This window comes from Neobacillus niacini, assembly GCF_046591715.1.
In the GTDB taxonomy this organism is placed as follows: domain Bacteria; phylum Bacillota; class Bacilli; order Bacillales; family Cytobacillaceae; genus Neobacillus; species Neobacillus niacini_L.
Genome location: NZ_JAWVNQ010000001.1, coordinates 557,074 through 578,806, shown reverse-complemented (window position 1 = coordinate 578,806; position 21,733 = coordinate 557,074). Strand labels below are relative to the sequence as shown.

Sequence of the window (21,733 nt, the reverse complement as noted above, 5' to 3'; positions counted from 1 at the left end):
CTGTTAACACCTTCCAATTATTAAAATCCAAAATCTCCAAAATCGGAGCCTGAGAATAAGTTATTTTGATCGACAATATCATATGTAATTTCTTCGTCAGCCCCGTTTCGTAACTCGATAATGTAATCAAAATCATCAAGCGTATACTCAGAGTTTTGCACAAAGATATCAGGATGTTCGACCACTTTAACCGCTGGTAAACGCATGATTTCTCGCACAAGCTGCCAATGTCGTTCACTTGCACGTTTGGTTGATACAATTCCATCTAGAATGAACAAATTATCAGCGTTGTATTCGTCTTGTATCAATTGGTTACGTATGGTTTGTTTAAGCAGTGTGGAAGAAACGAACAGCCATCTTTTATTGGCACAGACACTTGCTGCAACCACGGACTCTGTTTTGCCCACTCTCGGCATCCCGCGAATACCTATTAGTTTGTGTCCTTCCTGCTTAAATAATTCTGCCATAAAGTCAACTAATAAACCAAGCTCATCTCGAACAAATCTAAATGTTTTCTTATCATCCGCATCACGTTGTATGTACCGTCCATGTCTGACTGCCAGCCGATCACGAAGCTTTGGTTCTCTAATCTTAATTACTTTTATTGTGTCCATTGTATTTAAAATTGACTCTAACCGTTTAATTTGATTATCATCTTTTGCTAAGATTAATAAGCCGCGCCGTCCTTCATCGACTCCATTAATCGTTACAATATTAATTGACAGCATTCCGAGTAAAGATGAGATGTCGCCCAGTAATCCAGGACGGTTTTTTTGAATCTCATATTCTAAATACCACTCTTTCTTCTCCATAAAAAACCTCCTAAACTAAACGACAAATTTTTCAATTCCTTATCTATCCATAATAATATATGATTTTGATTGAAGATGAAAGCAAAAACAAGCTCAATGCTTATTTAATATATTTTGCTTCAAATACGCAAAAAAAAAGAGAGGTTAAACCTCTCTTCCTAACGAGTTCCATTATTTTGGACTAATTTCACCATAATGTTGGCGATTGCTTGCTGCTCTTCTTTATCTGCAACAGACCATAAGTCAGCGAGAATTCTTTCTTGTTCATTTTTCGGTTCTACCTGATCTGCTAAATAATCACCGATTTGTAAGGCAAGTGCACTAATTGCCCCCTCGCTCATTCCTTCATTTTGTGCTTGGTGAAGTCGGTCAGCAAGAAAGTCTTCCCATTGTTTCCAGTTATCTAAAACAGACATATTAAACCCTCCTTTATAGTTGTACATTGTTATTTTGCTTTAGAGTGAGGGGATTTATTCACGGAAAAAATGTATAATTTATGTATACCATCCGCCATTTATCGACAGAACTTGTCCTGTGATATAGGATGATTCATCTGATAGTAAGAACTTCACACCATTTGCAATCTCCTCCGGTATGCCAAGCCTGCCCATTGGGATATCGTATTGAAGTAATTGAATATCTTCTTCGGTGAACTTACCCATCATCGCGGTTTCCACTGCTCCAGGCGCTATGGCATTCACACGCACCCCGTTTAATGCAACCTCTTTGCTTAAAGCCTTAACAAATGAAATTTGGGCCCCTTTTGCTGCCGAGTAAGCTACTTCACAAGAAGCACCCGTCTGTCCCCAGATAGACGAGATAAGGATTATACTTCCTGACCGTTTTTTAATTAGTTTTGGCAGCAGTTCCTTTGTTATCATGATGGGATTCATCACATGAATTCTCATTATAGATTCTACCTCTTCTTGTTTCATGTCAACGAGGAGACCATAATGGCTATTGCCGCTGCAATGTATAATGGCGTCTAGGGAGAAAATTTGAGAACAAATCTTTTTATATCCCTCAGGCTCTTCTAGATTTGCTTGAATCGGTATGTATTCACCTCCATAGGATTCAAGTTGTGCTAATAATCCTTGGATAGATGCTTTATTTTGATTAAAATGTAAGTATAAATGATAGCCTAGAGATGCCAGTTTTAATGCTGCCGCTTGTCCGATCCCGCCGCTTGCTCCCGTAATTAATGCATATTTTTCCACGAAATTTCACTCTTTCTATATAAACTAAAACTAATTTTAATCGAAAAGAAAAGCGCCGGATTAGCGACGCTTTCTCTTTATTTTTTAGGAATGACCTGACATACTGAAAAACGGTCTTCCGAAATCACTTCGGAAGCTAATTTCTTCACATCATCTAAAGTGATTTTCTCTAAAGTAGGGACGACATCAAATAAATTCATGTCATTAAAAGCATATCGTGTAAACTGATTGGCAATATACTCTGGAGAATTAACTGCCCGCAGAAATGACCCAATTTTCTTCTTTTTCGCTCTTTCCAATTGCTCTTCGGTAAATGAAGCAGCAGTTTTCGCATGGAAAAGCATATTTTTAAGTTGTTCAGTAAGTTTATCTGGATTTTCTGTATCTCCGCCAATCATCGCAAAGCCAAATCCCTGTTCCTGTGTATAGTCATATGAAAAGGTTTCATCAATCAACCCTTCATTATAAAGTTGGTTGTAATTTTCCGAGCTTTTTCCAAATAACAAATCCAACAATACATTCATGGTTAATTCATTCTTTAATAACTCAGCACCCTTTTGGTCCACATGAAGTGCCTTCATCCCAATTAAGCATTTAGATGTTTGCACGTTCATTTCAAGAACCTGTTTTGTTTCTGCTGTGTGAACGGGTTCATCTTCAAATTTCCGTTTAATCTCAGGCATGGCTTTGTAAACTTTTTTTGCTTGGTTTTCTCTGACCTGCCCCATAAATTTATCCGGATCAACTGGTCCAACAATAAATAATAGCATATTACTCGGGTGATAGAAGGTATTGTAGCATTCATACAGAAGATCCTTTGTAATATGGGAGATGGATTCAATCGTCCCAGCAATATCTATTTTTACAGGATGATTTTGATACAAGTTTTGGATCAAGCCAAAATATAGCCGCCAGTCTGGATTATCATCATACATGGTAATTTCCTGACCGATAATCCCTTTTTCCTTTTCAACCGTTTTTTCTGAAAAGTATGGATCTTGAACAAAATCAACTAATGTCTCAAGGTTTTTTTCAACATCAGATGTACTGGAAAATAAATATGCAGTACGTGTAAAGGAGGTGAAAGCATTAGCTGAAGCACCCTGCTTGCTGAATTGTTGAAATACATCTCCATCTTCTTTTTCAAAAAGTTTATGCTCAAGAAAATGGGCAATCCCATCCGGTACCTTTACATATTCATCTTTTCCCAATGGTACGAAGTTATTGTCAATAGACCCATACTTCGTGGTAAAAGTAGCAAAGGTTTTATTAAACCCTTTTTTAGGTAAAATATATACATTTAAACCATTGGGTAACTGTTCATGATAAAGTTCTTCTTGAAGCTGGTCAAAATTAATTTTTTCCATTATTTTACCGCCTCCGTTCCAGTTAAGAAATAAATCGTATCAAGTTCAATTTTATTTGCAACTGCAATAATTTCTTCCTTAGTGGTTTTCTCCATATCTGTAATCCACTGATCAAGTTTAATTTCCTTACCTGCGACAACGTTATGGTAAAGGATTTCTGTTAATCCTCTTGAAGTATCAATGGTTTCAAGAATCTGATTCCGAATAACTGCTTTCGTTTGAACTAATTCTTGGTCAGTAAAGTCACCTTTTTTCATGGCATCTAATTGATCGCGGATAATTCCTACTGCCTGATCATAATTCTTTAAATCAATTCCAGACATAACCATCATTAACCCTTTATGGCTTTCAAGTCTGCTGGAAACATAATATGCTAAACTGGCCTTTTCACGTACATTGATAAATAACTTTGAGTGTGAAAAGCCTCCAAAGATTCCATTAAACAATTGAAGAGCAAAATAATCGGAATCACCATAGACAATATTTGTGCGATATCCAATATTTAATTTCCCTTGTTTAACATCCTGCTCTTCTTTTATTTCTTTAACTTGCTCCTTTTTCTGAATCTCTTTTGATTCTAGAGTTTTTGGAGTACGATTATCAAATTTAAGCAGGTCATTGGCAAGGGCTTTCACCTCTTCTTCTTTAACATCTCCAATTACATATAGATCCATTTCGTCCTCAGAAAATGCCTTTTTAAAATATTCATATAGATTTTCAGGATTAATACCTTCTACATCCTCTGCCTCTCCATTCACTTGAAGGGCATATGGTTCCCCTTTACACATTTCTTGAAGAAGACGGACATTTGAATAACGCATTTTATCATCATACACTGATTGAATACGCTGCTTTAAAGACCGCTTTTCTTTGTTTACCGTATCAGGATCAAATGCAGTACCTAAAACATTAGGCTTGGTTAAAACTTCTGATAGAAGTTCAAAACCTTTTTTCAATAATGGGTCAGGATCACTTAAGAATTTCTCATTCGCAATTTCAAGAGTGAAACTGATGATATGATATTCACCTTTTTTTGCTAAATCAATAAAAAGCGTGGCACCATATAATTCATCTAAATATGAACGTAATGCAGTTGTGGATGGATATTTCGCGGAGCTGCTTTGTAAAACCTGAGGAAGCAATGCTCTTTTTGTTACATCTTCTTTTGTCAATGGAGCTTTCATTTTCCAAACAAAAGTATTCGTCTTATATTTATCTGTTTCAATGACATGGAGTTTGTACCCCTGCATAGCAGTAATTTTTTCAGCAGTTGAATCCATTTGAAGACCTCCTTAAGTTTTCAAATCCTTCTTATTATATATGTAAGCATTCATCCGGTTATTTTACATCATTTCCATTGTAATAAACCCTTATTCTTACTATAATTTGCCAGGCTTGTTTTTTACAAGCTATATACTCTTCATATTAATACTTTTACATAACAAAACAGGCTGACTCATTAGCCAGCCTGTTTCCAAAAAATATTTTAACGTTTACCTGGATCAAATGGTTCTCCAGCTGCTTTAGGTGCTTGTGAAGATTTAGAAAAGATAACTAAAGCAATTAATGTTACAACATATGGAAAAATTTTCAAAATAATTGGCGGAATAACTGCCAATTCAGGAATTACTTGTGATACGTTAGCAACCGTACTCGCAAATCCGAAGAACAATGTTGCTCCTAAGATTCCAAGCGGTCTCCATTGACCAAAAATTAAGGAAGCAAGTGCTAAGAATCCTAGACCGGAAACAGAACCTGTAAATTCACCTGCATAGGTTAAAATAATGATTCCTCCGCCTAGTCCTGCTAAAGCACCAGAAAGCATAACGCCGATATAACGGATTCTTACTACATTTATCCCTGCTGCTTGAGCAGCCTGAGGAAACTCACCACAAGACTTTAAACGCAAGCCAAATTTTGTTTTATTAAGAATAAACGCACTAACGAGCAGTACTAATAAAATAAACCAAGTGGTTGCATACGTTTTGGTAAACAATAAATCCCCAATAATCGGAATTTGAGATAAAATCGGGACATCAAAAGGTGTAAAACCACTGGTAATACGAATATTACCGCTGCCAGTTATATTTCTAGCTAAGAAAACCGTCAAAGCCATTGCAATCATGTTTATCGCTGTACCACTGATAACTTGGTCAGCACTTAAGTTAATGCTGGCAAATGCATGTAATAGAGAAAACAAAACACCTACTACCACCGCTACTAATAACCCAACCCATAATACCGCTGATCCAGACATACTATCTTGCAGAGAGTTAACAGTTATTGCACTCGCAAATGCTCCTGAAATCATTAAACCTTCCAAACCGATATTTACAATACCGCTTCGTTCACTAAATAGACCACCTAAAGCTGTAATAAGAAGTGGAATTGTAAAAACAATTGCGTAAGGGAATATTTGTTCAATTATTGCCCACATATTATGCATCTCCCTTCTTGCCAACAGGTCCATTTACATCATTTGCATTTGAACGAGTCTTACGGAATTTATTTAATACACGGTGAATCAGAACGCTAGTAGCAGCAAAGTAAATAATAATGGCAATGATTGTATTTGCAAGTTCCGGCGGGATCTCGATCATCGCGTTCATAAAGCCTGTCCCGGAATAAAGAATTCCAAATAGGAGTGCTGCAAAGAATACTCCAACGGGAGAGTTTGCTCCAAGTAATGCTACGGCAATTCCATCATAGCCCTGTGTTGGTAAAATTCCAATTTGGATACTAGAAGCATTACCAGTGTATAATGCTACACCACCCAGACCCGCAAGAGCACCTGATATTAACATGGATAAGATAATATTGCGATTAACTTTCATACCTGCATATTCTGCTGCATGTCGATTGAATCCTACAGCTTTTAATTCAAATCCTAAAGTTGTTTTATTAATAATAAATGCAATCACAATTACAGCAATTATCGCAAAGAAAATTCCCAAGTTTATATAAGACCCTTGAAACATTTCAGACAGCACAGGAGTTTTTAAGGAAGCTGTTTCTGAGATTAGTTTTGATTCTGTTTCGGTCCCGCCTTTAAAATACGCAGGAACCACATAATAAACTGTCCAATAAGCAATCCAGTTCATCATGATCGTTGATACAACTTCATGTACATTAAATCTTGCTTTAAAATATCCTGGAATAAATGCCCATAATGCTCCGCCTAAAATTCCAGCTAGTAACATTACAAGAATTAATATCGGTCTTGAAAGATCAAACGTTAAACCAACAGCAGTAGCAAGAAGGCCGCCTATTAACATTTGACCAGCAGCACCAATATTAAATAAACCTGTACGGAAGGCAAACGCCACCGCTAGACCAGTAAAAATTAGTGGTGTTGCCGTTGCAAGAGTATCACCAATACGTGATATATTTTTTAATGCACCTTGGAATAAATACGTGTAACCTTCAACCGGACTTGCCCCAATAAAGAGCATCAGTAAGCCTCCGGCGATTAATCCTAGAATAATTGATATTAATGAAACAATGGTGTTTCTCATACGCTTCTCTCCTTACTCACTCCGGCCATCATCAGTCCTACCTCATTTTCATTCGTTTCAGAAGCATTAACTGTACCAATTAACTCTCCATTATTAACGATGGCAATTCGGTCTGAAAGCTGCAATACTTCATCAAGCTCTAAAGAAACGAGAAGAACAGCCTTTCCTTTATCGCGATGCTCGATTAATCTTTTGTGGATATATTCAATCGATCCCACATCCAATCCTCGTGTAGGTTGTACAGCAATAAGCAAATCAGGATCTAATTCCATTTCCCGCCCGATGATTGCCTTTTGCTGGTTACCCCCAGATAGAGTCCTAGCAATTGATGCACCGCCTTCACCGGAACGAACATCAAAGTTTTCTAGTATACTTTTAGCATATTTCTTAATAGCAGCCCCATTTAATAATCCAGCCTTCGCAAATGGACGTTTATTGTAGACCTCTAATACCATGTTGTTTTCTAGTGTATAATCGAGAACAAGTCCCCGCCTATGTCTGTCTTCAGGGATGTGACCAATTCCACTTTCAATTCTTTGGCGAATTGGAATATTTGTTATTTCTTTTCCTTTTAATAAAATTTTTCCTGATTCTACTTTCCTAAGTCCCGTTATCGCTTCTACGAGTTCAGATTGACCATTCCCCTCAACTCCAGCGATACCGACTATTTCTCCTCGTTTAACTTCAACAGAGAAGTTTTTCAGTCCCATTACTTTTCTGTTATTTTTCACAGAAATAGAATCTATTTGAAGTACAACATCACCTGGTGTACTAGCTTTCTTATCCACTTTAAAGTTAACTTGACGGCCAACCATCATTTCTGCCATCTGTGCCTCGCTTGTTTCTTTTACGTTAACCGTTCCAATTCCTTTTCCACGTCGAATAACCGTACAACGGTCTGCAACCGCTTTAATTTCCTTTAATTTATGTGTAATAATAATAATGGATTTACCTTCATTAATAAGGTTACGCATGATTTTCATTAATTCATCAATTTCATGAGGAGTTAGAACTGCAGTTGGTTCGTCAAAAATAAGAACCTCGGCTTCACGGTAAAGCATCTTCATAATTTCTACTCTTTGCTGCATACCAACGGAAATATCTTCAATCTTTGCATGCGGATCAACATTTAATCCATAATGTTTCGATAGTTCTTCAATTCTTTTTGCAGCCTTGTCAATATCGAGGACTAACCCTTTTAAAGGCTCACTGCCCAGTATTATATTTTCTGTAACTGTAAAATTTTCTACTAATTTAAAATGCTGATGGACCATTCCAATCCCAAGTTGATTGGCAACATTAGGACTAGTTATTTTTACTTCCTTCTCCCGGATTTTAACAATCCCTTTTTCAGGTTGATACATGCCGAACAATACACCCATGAGTGTTGATTTACCAGCACCATTTTCACCTAACAGGGCATGTATTTCCCCCTTTTTTAATGTCAGGGTAATATTATCATTTGCCACAATACCAGGGAATTCTTTCCTAATATTCAGCATTTCAACCACATAACTCATAGTAGCACTCACCTTTTTATTAGACTCGGGTTTCTTTCGAAAATAGGGAGTCCCCTATCACTTCATCACTGAAGGAAATTTGTTTTCAAAAGGAATATATTAAACCACTATTTCCTTACTCTAGGAATATGATTAGTTGGCAGAACCTTTAAGCTAAAAGGCATAAAAGAGACGGGTAAAACCGTCTCTTTTATGCTTTTTTTACTTAAGTAAGCTGCCTTGCTCAGCCGCAACTTTTATATCGCCAGACTTAATTTTTTCAAATACTTCTTTTACTTTAGTAGTTGTTTCATCGCTTAAGTTTGGATTTTCTTCTGGAAGACCGATACCATCGTTTTTAGCATCAAACGTTAATGTTTCACCGCCAGGGAAATCACCATCTAACTCACGCTTAATTAAGTCGAATGTTACGTTATCTAATTTCTTCATTGCTGAAGTTAAGATAATTGATTTTTCACCTTCATAAATACCGTCTGCGTATTGGTCAGAGTCAACTCCAACAATCCAGATTTTTTCTCCTGCTTTTGCACGTGTTTTTGCTTCGTTGATTGCACCTACACCAACTCCGCCAGCAGCAGTAAAGATTACATTTACACCACGGTCATACATTTGTGCAGCAATTTGTCCACCTGCAGCAACGTTATCAAATGATCCTTGGTATAATACGTTTTCAGCTTTAATGTTAAGTTTTGTGCCTAAGTTCTCGTTAGCGTATTTAACACCTTGCTGGAAGCCCCAGTTAAACTTTTGAACAGCTGGAATTTCCATACCACCGATGAATCCAGCCTCTCCCTCTTTTAATTCAAGAGCAGAAGCTACACCCGCTAAGAAACCTGATTCTTGTTCAGCAAAGAAAACGGCAACTGTGTTTTCTTTAACAACTGGTTTGAAATCACCAGAATGCGGATTACCATCAAGAATAACAAATTTTGCATCTTTATATTTATCTTGAGCCTGGAATACAGCAGTTTCAAACTTAAATCCAGGTGTTACGATAAACTTATAGCCTGCATCATATAAATTACCCATTTCTTTTAGGTACTCTGCCTCTGTAGTTCCAGCCGGCTTAAGATATTTTTCTTGAATTCCAAGCTCATCTTTAGCTTTAAGAATACCTTCCCAAGTACCTTGGTTAAAGGATTTGTCATCAATTGTACCAGCATCGGTAACCATACCGATTTTAACTGAATCTTTACCATTATCCTTACTGCCAGTATCTTTGTCGTCAGCGCCGCCACAAGCTCCTAACACTGTGCCTGCACCTAGAATCAATGACATGGCCAAGCCAAAATTACGTTTTTTCAAGGCAATTTACCCCCTATTTATGTTTGTTTGATTTAGTAGAAATGTACTATTTTGCAGACATGAATATGCTTCCTTACTACAGAAATTAAAATCTTTTTCTTAGGACCTGAAAGCTAAATTTATCTGCTTTAAAGTAGTTTACCGAAAAAAGCACAGGTTCATCCATCTCATCAAAATGCATTTGCTTTAAAACAAGCAATGCTGTTTCTGGTTCACATTCTAAAATGGGAGAAATTTTCTCATGATAACCAATTGGTTCGATTTGAGCAACCGCGTATGTAATCTTTCGGTTTGCCTCCTCTTCCAAAATGGAAAAAATGGATTCCTCTCCATGGGAAAAAGTTTCTGGCAAGATTTTTTCAGGTACCTTGTCGATGCAATACACAACAGGTTCCCCGTTTGCAGTTCTTACTCGCTCCATGATCACAATTTCCTCATTTGCTGAACAGGAGAAACGACGAATGTCTTCTTCAGTGGCTCCAACAGTTGATGAACTTAAAAAAATTGTTCCTGGTTTCATCCCCGCCTGAAATATCATGTCAGTAACACTATTAAGTTGTTCAATCCCAGACATAAACAGCGGCTTAGAGTTAACAAACGTTCCTACACCGTGACGGCGAATGATAACGTTTTCTTCCTCAAGTATGCGTAGTGCCTCTCGAAGTGTGGCTCTGCTTACACCGAGATGTTTGGCAAGATCGAATTCGGAAGGAAGCTTTTCTTTTTCTTTGTAAACTCCTTGTTCGATATCTTGTTTTAACCGATCAATAACTTGCAGGTATAAATGTCGGTTATCTAGCTTAATAGACATGCGGGTACCTCCAGCTTTTCCTAAGACATCAGACATCTGATGTATAATCATTCCTACTAATCGAAAATAATATACCACTTTTTTAGGCATATGGAAATAGATATTCAAAAAATTGTCGAAAAAACAAAATTTGTCGAAAAGTAACAAAAATAGATAGGTCTTTTTACTCTTAAATCTGCTATAATTTATTATTGTCTAAATGAGATGGGAATATTTTCGAAAAAAAAAAGAGCCATTAGGCTCTTTTTTAATTTACTTCTTCATTTTGTTTAGATTGTAATACTGCTCTAGGTTTACTGCCTTCATATGCCCCGACAATCCCTCGTGCTTCCATTTCATCAATCAAGCGTGCCGCTCTTGTATATCCAATACGAAAACGACGTTGTAACATGGAAACAGAAGCTGTTTGCATTTCAATAACTAAATCCACAGCATCTGAATATAAGTCATCATCTACCTCACCCACTGCTTCAGGTGTATCATCTGGTATCATTTCTTCTTGATATTGTGCTTTTTGCTGCCCAATAACAAAATTAACCGTTTCTTCTACTTCATTGTCTGATAAAAAGGCACCTTGTACACGAACAGGTTTTGAAGCACCCACTGGTAAAAACAACATATCTCCTCGGCCCAGCAGTTTTTCTGCACCGCCCATATCCAAAATCGTTCTTGAATCGGTGGCACTCGACACAGCAAAGGCAATTCTAGAAGGGATATTTGCTTTAATTACTCCCGTAATTACATCCACCGATGGACGCTGTGTAGCGATTATCAGATGTATTCCCGCAGCCCGCGCCATTTGTGCAAGTCTTGTAATGGAATCCTCAACATCAGATGAAGCAACCATCATTAAATCAGCAAGCTCGTCCACAATGACGACGATATATGGCAGAAGCGGCTGTTTATCATTTTCCTCGATGTTATGCCTCTTGATATGATCATTGTACCCTTCTATATTCCGTGTTCCAGTATGAGAGAATAGTTCATATCGTCTTTCCATTTCACTGACAACTTTTTTCAAAGCTTGTGATGCTTTTTTTGCATCCGTTACCACTGGTGCTAGTAGATGGGGGACTCCATTATAAACATTTAATTCCACCATTTTAGGGTCAATCATCATTAATTTGACTTCATGAGGCTTAGCTCTCATCAAAATACTGGTGATAATACCATTTATACAAACACTTTTTCCGCTTCCGGTTGAACCAGCCACGAGCAAATGAGGCATTTTATTTAATTCAGCAAGAACTGCTTCCCCTGTAATATCCCTTCCAAGACCAATTAACAGCTTTGCCTCTGGTTTATTATTTTGGGTTGCTTCTAACACTTCTCTTAGTGATACAACTGCTACCTCTGAATTTGGCACCTCAATTCCAATTGCTGACTTTCCAGGAATAGGCGCTTCAATTCGTATATCCTTAGCAGCTAGTGCTAATGCCAGGTCATCACTCAAGCTGACTATTTTACTTACTTTAACCCCTACATCGGGATGTACTTCATACTTTGTGACAGCCGGTCCGAGATGTACTTGTGTTACTCGTGCTTTCACCCCGAAACTTTGAAAGGTTCTTTCCAGTTTAGCTGCATTTGCATGAATTAATTCATATTCACCGCTTTGGTCTGTTTTCTTTGGAAGCTTTAGAAGTCTTAAAGGTGGTAATTCATATGCAACATTCTCTACCTCCGTAAAGGTAATCGGCGGTGTGTTATCTTCCTCTTCTGCCTTCTGTTCAGCCTCCTTACCTTTTGTATCTTCTTTCCGTCGTTTTGCTCTTTGCGGTTCTTCATCAGGATAAGCACGATCAGCAAAGCTTGAGATTACCGGCTCAGGTATCACCATTTCGTCCTGATCATTTTGTATTGGGTGATTGATTTCAGGCTGGAGGGATGCTGCTGCTCTGTTTTCACGTTCTCGCTGCTGTTGTACTCGTCTTTCTTCCCGCCGTTCTTGTTTTTTCTGCTTCCATTCTTCCATATCTAATTGGAATGCACTCCATTGTCCCTTAGAAAATTCAACCATCGCTGTTCCTATTTTTGCAATAAATTCTCCGAATGATTTACCTGTAAGTAAAATAAATCCTATTAGAATAAAGATAAAAGCAATAATCTTTGTGCCAGTTTCAGCAAAGAGATAGTGAAACATTGCAAAAAGGACGGCGCCAATCATTCCTCCACCAAGGTCAATTGTGCTAGTTTCCCCTTTTACTTCCATCATAAATATTTCCCACGTGTTACTAATAACACTAGGATTCTTAAAGTTCCCATCATTTGTTAGTAAATGAAATAGTGTTACATGGCTTAAAAGGAGAATAGATGAAACGATTAAATAAATTCCAATTAATTTAATATGAAAAATAAAAGGAATAGTTCGTTTCCACATAAGATAGACGCTTAATATAACAAGGCCAATCAAGCTGAGCATATACCATTCGCCCATCCAAAAACGGAAAAATAGAACGGCTGCTTCCCCAACCGCACCCAATTTAGCTATCGATATAATAGCAAGCGCTAATAATGCGAGCGCGGTAAGCTCGTATTGTACAGTTTGTTTTAAATGATTATCTCTCTTTTTTGATCTTCTCTTTTTCTTCGCCATCTTATCACCTGTCTATATGAGTGTAGTACTATCATCATTATCAACCTTTTGCCTACTCAAACGCAATACTAGAAGAAATTACCCACAAAAGGAAGAAAGCAGCCTTTAATGGCTGCTTAAGCTTGGTATCTTATTATACCATAATATTCTATTAGTTTGATGACAATCCTTCAATGCTGGCACAAGAAATTTTAGCACCTGGACATATGCGCTCATCTAAATAATGCTGCGGGTCACTGCTTAATATTCGTATAACCTGGACATTTTGGGCATCAGATTGTTCTACGATTAATGATACCCCTTGATAGGTTACAGTTTGCTGCCTGCTAAAGGCTTCTGTTTCATTTGGAAAGATTAATTCCTGAGGCATCGTTGTATAAAGAATCATTGGATCAGCCCCTCAGCTGTACCTTTAGATTGATCTATTAGTTCATTTAATTTCTTCATCGCCTGTCCTAATCCGCCAACCTCGTCAATCAAACCATACTCTACCGCATCGGGGCCAACGACATTTGTGCCTATGTCACGTGTTAGATTGCCTTTCGCAAACATTAGATCCTTAAATTTCTCTTCAGAAATATTTGAGTGTTTGGTTACGAAATTGACAACCCTGTCCTGCATTTTATCTAAATATTCGAAGGTTGCCGGCACCCCAATTACCAGACCCGTTAAACGAATAGGATGAATGGTCATGGTTGCTGTTTCGGCAATAAAGGAGTAATCACATGACACCGCTATAGGCACCCCTATTGAATGTCCGCCGCCTAATACAATAGAAACAGTTGGTTTTGAGAGTGTAGCCATCATTTCAGAAATAGCCAGCCCAGCCTCCACATCACCGCCAACAGTATTCAATATAATCAATACTCCTTCAATTTTAGGGTTTTGCTCAATCGCTACTAACTGCGGTATCAAATGTTCGTATTTTGTCGTTTTATTTTGTGGAGGCAGCGCTAAATGACCCTCAATTTGGCCAATAATTGTTAAACAATGAATTCTTGAGTCAGAAGATAGCTGAGGTACATTTGTCTGCCCTAGCTGCTGTATTTTCTCCATTAAAGAAGAAGGCTTATCCTCTTTTTGAGGTTCTTGCCCTTCTTGATTTCCCGATTCACTTTTTTGTATATCCTTATTCATCATAAGTCTCCCTTCACGCATGATACCGTTAGTATTGACCTATGAAACAATTTCATTCTATGATTGATGGAATATGTAAATAATGAACCATTGGGTAACTAATGCACAGATTGTTGTGAAAGGGAATTTTTTTCTCTGAGTCTATCCTGCTGATTTTTTCGCTATATGTTGTACATGCTATTTGAGGACAAATCGTTTGTCTTGGCAGGAGGATTTGTCCTTCATCCGGGGTATTAAGGTCAAATCGTATGCGCTGGCAGGAGGATTTGTCCTTCATCCGGGGTATCAAGGACAAATCGTATGCGCAGACATGAGGATTTGTCCTTCATCCGGGGTATTAAGGACAAATCGTAAGCTCTGCTAGGAGGATTTGTCCTTCATACAGGGTCTTAAGGACAAATCCTAAGCGCAGCCAGAAGGATTTGTCCTTCATCCGGAGTTTTGAGGATTGTACAACAATAATATTAGAAATACGTGGTCCAATGTTTAAAGTTATTAAAAAGGCTGTCGAGATTTTCTCGACAGCCTGAGCATTGGTTACCCAATGCTTCTACATTCTTAAACTTCCATTATAATCGGGAGAATCATCGGTCTTCTCTTTGTTTTTTCATACAAATACCTGTTTAGACCATCTCTTATATCCTGTTTTAGGCTTGACCATTCGAAGGAATCTTTAGAAATATTCTTCTGAACGATATCACGTACTAATTTTGTGGATTCATCCATTAATTTTTCTGATTCACGGACATAAACAAAACCACGTGAAATGATTTCAGGACCAGCCGCAATCCGCTTATCCTGCCTAGTTAATGTAACAACCACAATTAATATACCATCTTGAGACAATAGTCTCCGATCTCGTAAAACGATATTTCCAACATCGCCTACACCTATTCCATCAATTAATACATTTCCTGACGGAACTTTACCGCTGATAGAAAACTTTCCATCTTTAAATTCTACCACGTCACCACGGTCTGGGATAATAATGTTCTCATCTGGTACTTCACAATCAAGTGCCAGTCTCCGATGTGCCTTAAGCATTCTATATTCACCATGTACCGGAATAAAATACTTTGGTTTCATTAGGTTTATCATAAACTTTAATTCTTCTTGGCTGCCATGGCTGGAGACATGAAGTGTTCTTTTTCCGGAGATCACATTAGCTCCTGCTCTAAAAAGCATATCCACCGTCCTCGATATCAATAATTCACTGCCTCTTAGTGTGGATGCAGCAATAAGTACTGTATCACCAGGCTGGATATTTACATGCTTTGCAGATTGCTTGGCCATTTTTTGAAGGGCTTCAATTGGCTCTCCTTGACTTCCCGTCATTAATACAACAATTTCCCTGTCTTCATAGTTATTTATCTCATTTACAGGGATTATTAGGTCTTCACTTACCTCTAGATAGCCTAAATCTAATGCAATATGATAGATTCTCTCTAGACTTTTGCCCACTACGGCTACTTTACGGCCATTATCTCTAGCCGCGTTAAAAATATGCTGTATTCTGCTAATGTCTGAAGCAAAGCATGCTGCAATCATTCTTCCTCGGGTATTATAGAATGCAGTTGATAGCTCTCGCTCAACAATTGCCTCAGATGTAGTGTACCCAGGTTTTTCTGCTTCCGTGCTATCTGAAAGTAAACATAATACACCTTTTTCTCCCAGGGCTGCCATTTTTCCAATTTCAGGCTTGTAAAGCTTTGATGCTGCCTGATCAAATTTAAAATCACCCGTATAGACAATACTGCCTTCTGAAGTATGGATCGAAACACCTACCGAGTCTGGAATACTATGATTTGTTCGAAAGAAGCTCACCTCAACAGAATCCAACTGAACAATCGTATCCGATGTTACTTCAATAAAATTCGTTCTTCCGGTATATTCCTGCTCCTTTAACTTTGCGGCTGCAAGAGCTAAAGTTAGTTTAGTTCCATATACAGGTACGTCCATTTGACGGAGTAGATAGGAAAGGGCTCCGATATGATCTTCATGACCATGTGTGAGGAATACTGCCTTTACTCTATCCTTGTTTTCTGTTAAATACGTGATGTCTGGAATCACGATATCAATGCCAAGCATTTCATCCTCGGGGAACATTAACCCGGCATCAATGATATAGATATCCTTGTCCACTTCGACAAGATACATGTTTTTCCCGATTTCTCCGATACCACCAAGCGTAATAATCTTAATGGAACTATTTTTTCTATTTATCAATTTCCGTTTCCTCCTATGTTGATTGTCTAGCTCTCCTTTACTAAAGGTCTTCGACATTTCAATATTGCCCGATCGAAATCAGTTACGATTATTATACTTGATATATGAAAACCTTTACAACCAAATTTAGTTGTTTTACCCTTTGGAGGAAATAAGTGAATTACAAAAGATCGATAAAAAATGCCAACCGCATGTTTTCGATTGGCATTTTTGTAAAATTATAAGAGTAATTTAGTTAATACTGACCTTTCTTGTTCCGTTAATGGAACAAGCGGCAGTCTAACTGATCCTACATCCAGCCCTTTTACTTGAAGTGCCGTTTTAACAGGGGCAGGGCTTGGTGCAGCAAAAAGTCCCTGCATAATTGGAAGCAGCTGCTGGTGCAGCTTTGCCGCTTTTACATTGTCTCCCTCTAAAAAAGCTTTCACCATCTCTTGCATTTCGTTCCCAATTACATGAGAGGCTACAGAAACAACCCCTACCCCGCCGATTGCCATAACAGGAATGGTTATCCCGTCATCACCGCTGTATAGCTCGAAGTCATGATCGGTATTCGCAATAATGTGTGTCATTGCATTTAAATCCCCGCTTGCTTCTTTTACAGCCACAATATTTGAAATTTTTGAAAGCCTAATAATTGTATCAGGGTGAATATTGACTGATGCCCTCCCAGGGATATTATATACCATGACAGGCAGAGAGGTGGCTTCAGCAACAGATTTGAAGTGTTGATATAAGCCTTCTTGATTGGGTTTATTATAGTAGGGAGCCACTACCATAATCCCATCCACCCCAAGCTGTTCTGCTCTTTTTGTTAGTTCCACCGATGCATAGGTATTATTACTGCCTGTTCCTGCAATAACTGGTATTCTTTTTTTAACTACCTTTACCACATGATCAAATAAAGCCAGCTTTTCTTCCTTAGAAAGGGTTGGCGATTCCCCTGTTGTACCTGCTACAACAAGGGAATCTGTACCATGTTCTATTAGATAATTGACTAATTGAGTGGTCTTCTGAAAATCAATATGTCCTTTTTTATCAAAAGGTGTAACCATGGCTGTTGAAACCCGCCCAAAATGAACCATTATCCTACTCCTCTCGGGTTACGATATCCAGGTGCGACAATGGCAATTACCTTTTCAAACTGCCATAATCGTTTCCTATATTATATTAGATATCCGTAAGTTTTGTTTCAAGTGTTTCTTCTTCAAGATGAAAGGCATCATGCAATGCATTCACGGATTTACTCAAGTCGTCTTGTTTAACTAGTACCCAGATGGTTGTGTGGCTATCAGCGGACTGAAGAATCCGAATTCCATTTTCAGAAAGAGCTGTTACAATTTTAGAAGTAACACCCGGTACTCCTGCAATCCCGGCTCCAACCACAGATACCTTTGCACAATGACGCTCTACAACAGGTTCATGACCTATTTCTTTTAAGACTTTTATTGCTCTTTCAGTCGTTTCATCCGTAACGGTGTAAACCACACCATTAGGGGAAATATTGATGAAATCCACACTAATTTTCTCATTTGCCATTGCTTTAAAAACTTCTGATTGTAAATAGTATTGGTCTTTTTTTGCAAAAACTTTAATTTGGGTTACATTGGAAACATGTGCGATCCCTGTGACGGTTCTTTCTTTAATATCACTGCCGCGGGAATCTCTTGAAATAGAAGTTACCAATGTACCTAAATTATCCGAGTATGTGGAGCGAATTCGAATGGGAACCTTTGACTGCATAGCAATTTCAACGGCTCTTGGATGAATAACCTTTGCACCCTGATAAGCCATGTTACAAAGCTCCGTATAGGTAACCACAGATAGACGCCTAGCATTATCAGCGATTCTAGGGTCGGCTGTCATAATGCCTTCTACGTCGGTAAAAATATCAATCCATTCTGCATTTAGTGCGGCCCCTAAGGCCGCTGCGGAAGTATCACTGCCACCTCGTCCAATTGTCGTGACGTCTCCGTTCTTGGCAGCACCCTGAAATCCAGCAACCACAACCACATCAGTTTGTTCTAACTCTCTTAATAATCGATCACATTTCATCTCTATAATCTTTGCTTGTGCATGATCATTATTTGTTCGAAATCCTGCTTGAGCACCTGTCAAAGCCATAGCATTGATGCCATTGTCTTTCAGCATATTGGCAAAAACAACACTAGAAATAATTTCGCCGCAGGATAACAGCAGGTCATGTTCACGTTTTGTAACCTTGCTGTCGTTTCCCCCAATTAATGATAGAAGTGTATCTGTTGCATAGGGGTCACCCTTTCTCCCCATAGCAGATACTACTACTACAACCTTATATCCATCAGCTAAGGCTTTTTCGATATGTTTTTTTGCATGTTTTCTGCCTGCTTCATCCCTGACAGATGTCCCGCCAAATTTTTGAACTATTATTTTCATAGACATAAAAACCTGCCTTTATTATCAAACCATTATTTTTATTCTTTGATTAATCCAAGCTTAATTAAGCTTTCTGCAATTTGAACTGAATTCCAGGCAGCACCCTTTAGTAAGTTATCAGAAACGACCCACATATGGAACCCACGAGTCTCATCTAAATCGTTACGAATCCGGCCTACGAACACATCATTGCTGCCTACACAATTTGCTGGCATTGGATATACTTGATTCTCTGGGTCATCTTGTAAAACAACACCTGGTGCTGATCTTAATAAATCTTTGATTTCATTGGCACTGACATTGTCTGCTTCAATTTCAAAGTAGACAGATTCTGAGTGACCCACTGCAACAGGTAATCTTACACAAGTTGCGGCAACAGACAACTCTGGTAAATGCATAATCTTTTTGGTTTCATTGATCATTTTCATTTCTTCATAGGTATAGCCATTTTCTGTGAACATATCAATTTGCGGGATTGCATTAAATGCAATCTGATAATGGTTCTTGTCACCTTTAACAGGTAAAATCTTAGGTTCGATTGTCTCACCATTAATAATAGCTTTTGTTTGATTTTGTAACTCTTCAATAGCAACAGCCCCTGCACCAGAAACTGCTTGATAGGTAGAAACAATCACCTTTTTTAGACCATATTTTTGTCGAATAGGTTCTAGTGCTACGACCATTTGGATGGTAGAACAATTCGGATTTGCAATAATACCATTATGATTGTGCAGGTCATCTTCATTAACTTCTGGAACAACAAGAGGAATATCTTGATCCATTCTAAATGCACTTGTGTTATCTACGACAATTGCACCGTGTTTTACTGCTTCGGGAGCAAGTTCTTTTGATATACTCCCGCCCGCACTGAACAATGCAATATCGACCCCTTTAAAGCTTTCAGGCTTCGCTTCCTGAATTGTATGCTCGACACCGTCAATCGTAACTTTTTTACCTGCAGAACGAGCAGAAGATAGTAAAGTTAATTGTCCAATAGGGAATTTTTGATTCACTAAAGTTTGGATCATTTGTTGACCAACTGCTCCTGTTGCTCCTACTACAGCCACATGATAACCATTTGATTGCTTCATATTCTAGTGCTCCTCTCAATCTTTCATCTATAATGATTGGTCATTTCTGTTTCGATGGTGTAGAAATCAGAAAAGATTAATATAAATTCTCATCAGTGAGATACTTGGTCCCACTGATGATTGAATTATTAATATATTAACATATTCCTTAAAAGAAATAACCATATTTGACGAAAGGAGTAAGAATTAGTCTGCATCCCTATATCTTTCCACCAAAACAGGTTGAATTTGCCTGCCTTCTATAGCTGCTTCAACGGTTTCCATTAACATAGGCATTCTTGCTACCATTGAATTAGGTTTCTTTACCGGGTCATCTTGACCATATGGGATAAAATAAATGTTTTTTGTAGCCATTAATCTCATTAAGTTAACTCCGTTTAAGCCCAATGCATCATTGGTAGAAATTCCTAGTACGACGGGTTTTAAGTTTCTTAATGTTGCTTTTGCAGCCATCAACACTGGACTATCGTTCATTGCATTTGCAAATTTACTCATTGAAACACCTGTTAATGGGGCAATAACCATACAGTCTAAAGGTATTTTCGGTCCTAAAGGCTCTGCTTTAACGATTGAATCTATCGCTCTATTGCCAGTAAGGTCCTCTATTCGTTGAATCCAATCCTCACCTTTACCGAAGCGGGTTTCTGTGTTTTTAACGGTAAAAGTAACGACTGGTAAAACCTCAGCGCCTGCCTGAACCAGTTTTTCAATTTCTGGAAATACTGCGTCATACGTACAATGAGATCCTGTTAAACCAAAGCCTATTTTTTTTCCTTTTAAACTCATTTTATTTTCCCCTTTCGCTTACCTAAATCATCTTGAAGCAATTGGGCCAGAACATTGGCTAATATTTGACCAGCTGTTTTTGGCGCGACAATTCCAGGCAGCCCTGGCGCAAGCAGGGCTTTGATACCTCGTTTTTCCGCATACCTAAAATCTGTTCCACCTGGTTTCGAGGCTAAATCAATAATCAACGTATGAGCTGGCATTTTGGAAATAACTGATGCAGTTACTATTAATAATGGGATTGTATTGATGAGGATATCGGTATCCTTTACCTGTTGTTCTACTTCGTTTAAATGAAATGGTGTTAAACCCATTTCCGTAATTCTTGCAAGATGCTCAGTTTTCCTAGCACCAACTTTAATTTTTGCACCCAGTGCATGGAACGTTCTTGCCACACTCATCCCAACTCTTCCTAAGCCTAATACCGTAATATTTGAGCCATGAATCGTGAAATCAGTATGCTGGATGGCCATCATAATTGTACCTTCAACTGTCGGAATTGAATTGTAAATGGCCACGTCGTCCCTTTCAAAAAGCTGTATAAGCGGACGATTTGCTTCCGTCGTAATGCCGTTTAGATAAGCATTACTAATTCCGGAGTAAATGGTACAATGTTCAGGTGTTTTCAATAACATTTCGGCTGTTAATATTACCTTTTCATTCGAAAAGATTGTTTCAACATGCCCTTCTAAATTTGTACCGGGTACCGGTAAGATTAAGGCATCCATATTTGAAAAATCGACTTCATCCAACTTTTCCTTCACAGCGCCTGTGAATGCGTGGTCAAGCTGCTCGAAGCCAATTAAAGATAATCTGGCATCTAACTCGGTTAACTTCCGGATAATTTCCAGCTGTCTTGCATCTCCACCGATCACGGCTATCTGCATCCCTGTCAGCATGAAATCATTCACCTTCTTTTTTTAAAAATCCAAGCA

General features: G+C 38.2%; 19 protein-coding genes. All 19 read right to left on the bottom strand.

Going from position 1 to position 21,733, the window contains the following annotated elements; all coding sequences use genetic code 11:
* Positions 1-20 precede the first annotated feature (20 nt).
* The 19 genes from SFC47_RS02980 to dpaA all read right to left on the bottom strand — a co-directional run bounded on the left by SFC47_RS02980 (position 21) and on the right by dpaA (position 21,697).
* Complete coding sequence (locus SFC47_RS02980; protein WP_411252765.1) at positions 21-812, bottom strand: DUF3388 domain-containing protein; 792 nt, start codon at positions 810-812, stop codon at positions 21-23.
* Between the two features lie 158 nt (positions 813-970).
* Positions 971-1,228 (bottom strand): DUF3243 domain-containing protein, encoded by a 258-nt coding sequence (locus tag SFC47_RS02975; RefSeq protein WP_411252764.1) that lies wholly within the window; start codon positions 1,226-1,228, stop codon positions 971-973.
* Between the two features lie 78 nt (positions 1,229-1,306).
* Positions 1,307-2,029 carry an elongation factor P 5-aminopentanone reductase gene (ymfI, locus tag SFC47_RS02970; RefSeq protein WP_411252763.1) on the bottom strand — a complete coding sequence of 241 codons (723 nt, stop codon included), beginning with the start codon at positions 2,027-2,029 and terminating at the stop codon, positions 1,307-1,309.
* Between the two features lie 77 nt (positions 2,030-2,106).
* A complete protein-coding gene (gene yfmH / locus SFC47_RS02965) occupies positions 2,107-3,396 on the bottom strand; it encodes an EF-P 5-aminopentanol modification-associated protein YfmH (RefSeq protein ID WP_411252762.1) in 1,290 nt (429 codons plus the stop codon).
* Entirely contained in the window at positions 3,396-4,676 is a 1,281-nt protein-coding gene (yfmF, locus tag SFC47_RS02960) for an EF-P 5-aminopentanol modification-associated protein YfmF (RefSeq protein WP_411252761.1), read from the bottom strand. The genes yfmH and yfmF overlap by 1 nt, the downstream gene beginning before the upstream one ends.
* Before the next feature lie 206 nt (positions 4,677-4,882).
* Positions 4,883-5,833, bottom strand: coding sequence for an ABC transporter permease (locus SFC47_RS02955; RefSeq protein ID WP_411252760.1), 951 nt, complete (start codon positions 5,831-5,833; stop codon positions 4,883-4,885).
* 1 nt (position 5,834) lies between these two features.
* Positions 5,835-6,911 (bottom strand): ABC transporter permease, encoded by a 1,077-nt coding sequence (locus SFC47_RS02950; protein WP_411252759.1) that lies wholly within the window; start codon positions 6,909-6,911, stop codon positions 5,835-5,837.
* Positions 6,908-8,431, bottom strand: coding sequence for an ABC transporter ATP-binding protein (locus SFC47_RS02945; RefSeq protein ID WP_411252758.1), 1,524 nt, complete (start codon positions 8,429-8,431; stop codon positions 6,908-6,910). Before SFC47_RS02945 ends, SFC47_RS02950 begins: the two co-directional genes overlap by 4 nt.
* 201 nt (positions 8,432-8,632) lie before the next feature.
* Positions 8,633-9,736 carry a BMP family lipoprotein gene (locus tag SFC47_RS02940; protein ID WP_411252757.1) on the bottom strand — a complete coding sequence of 368 codons (1,104 nt, stop codon included), beginning with the start codon at positions 9,734-9,736 and terminating at the stop codon, positions 8,633-8,635.
* 85 nt (positions 9,737-9,821) lie between these two features.
* Positions 9,822-10,547, bottom strand: coding sequence for a GntR family transcriptional regulator (locus SFC47_RS02935; protein ID WP_411252756.1), 726 nt, complete (start codon positions 10,545-10,547; stop codon positions 9,822-9,824).
* Between the two features lie 247 nt (positions 10,548-10,794).
* Positions 10,795-13,143, bottom strand: a complete 2,349-nt coding sequence (locus SFC47_RS02930) for a DNA translocase FtsK (protein WP_411252755.1) — start codon at positions 13,141-13,143, stop codon at positions 10,795-10,797.
* Between the two features lie 151 nt (positions 13,144-13,294).
* Entirely contained in the window at positions 13,295-13,531 is a 237-nt protein-coding gene (locus SFC47_RS02925; RefSeq protein WP_411252754.1) for a YlzJ-like family protein, read from the bottom strand.
* Positions 13,528-14,280, bottom strand: coding sequence for a ClpP family protease (locus SFC47_RS02920; protein WP_411253607.1), 753 nt, complete (start codon positions 14,278-14,280; stop codon positions 13,528-13,530). The genes SFC47_RS02925 and SFC47_RS02920 overlap by 4 nt, the downstream gene beginning before the upstream one ends.
* A 558-nt stretch (positions 14,281-14,838) precedes the next feature.
* Entirely contained in the window at positions 14,839-16,506 is a 1,668-nt protein-coding gene (locus SFC47_RS02915) for a ribonuclease J (protein WP_411252753.1), read from the bottom strand.
* A gap of 218 nt (positions 16,507-16,724) precedes the next feature.
* Positions 16,725-17,591, bottom strand: coding sequence for a 4-hydroxy-tetrahydrodipicolinate synthase (gene dapA / locus SFC47_RS02910; protein ID WP_411252752.1), 867 nt, complete (start codon positions 17,589-17,591; stop codon positions 16,725-16,727).
* Positions 17,592-17,676: 85 nt separating this feature from the next.
* Complete coding sequence (dapG, locus tag SFC47_RS02905; protein WP_411252751.1) at positions 17,677-18,921, bottom strand: aspartate kinase; 1,245 nt, start codon at positions 18,919-18,921, stop codon at positions 17,677-17,679.
* Between the two features lie 38 nt (positions 18,922-18,959).
* On the bottom strand, positions 18,960-20,012 hold the full coding sequence (gene asd / locus SFC47_RS02900; protein WP_411252750.1) for an aspartate-semialdehyde dehydrogenase: 1,053 nt from the start codon (positions 20,010-20,012) through the stop codon (positions 18,960-18,962).
* Positions 20,013-20,198: 186 nt separating this feature from the next.
* On the bottom strand, positions 20,199-20,798 hold the full coding sequence (dpaB, locus tag SFC47_RS02895) for a dipicolinate synthase subunit B (RefSeq protein WP_411252749.1): 600 nt from the start codon (positions 20,796-20,798) through the stop codon (positions 20,199-20,201).
* Positions 20,795-21,697 (bottom strand): dipicolinic acid synthetase subunit A, encoded by a 903-nt coding sequence (gene dpaA, locus SFC47_RS02890; protein WP_411252748.1) that lies wholly within the window; start codon positions 21,695-21,697, stop codon positions 20,795-20,797. The genes dpaB and dpaA overlap by 4 nt, the downstream gene beginning before the upstream one ends.
* Between the last annotated feature and the right edge of the window lie 36 nt (positions 21,698-21,733).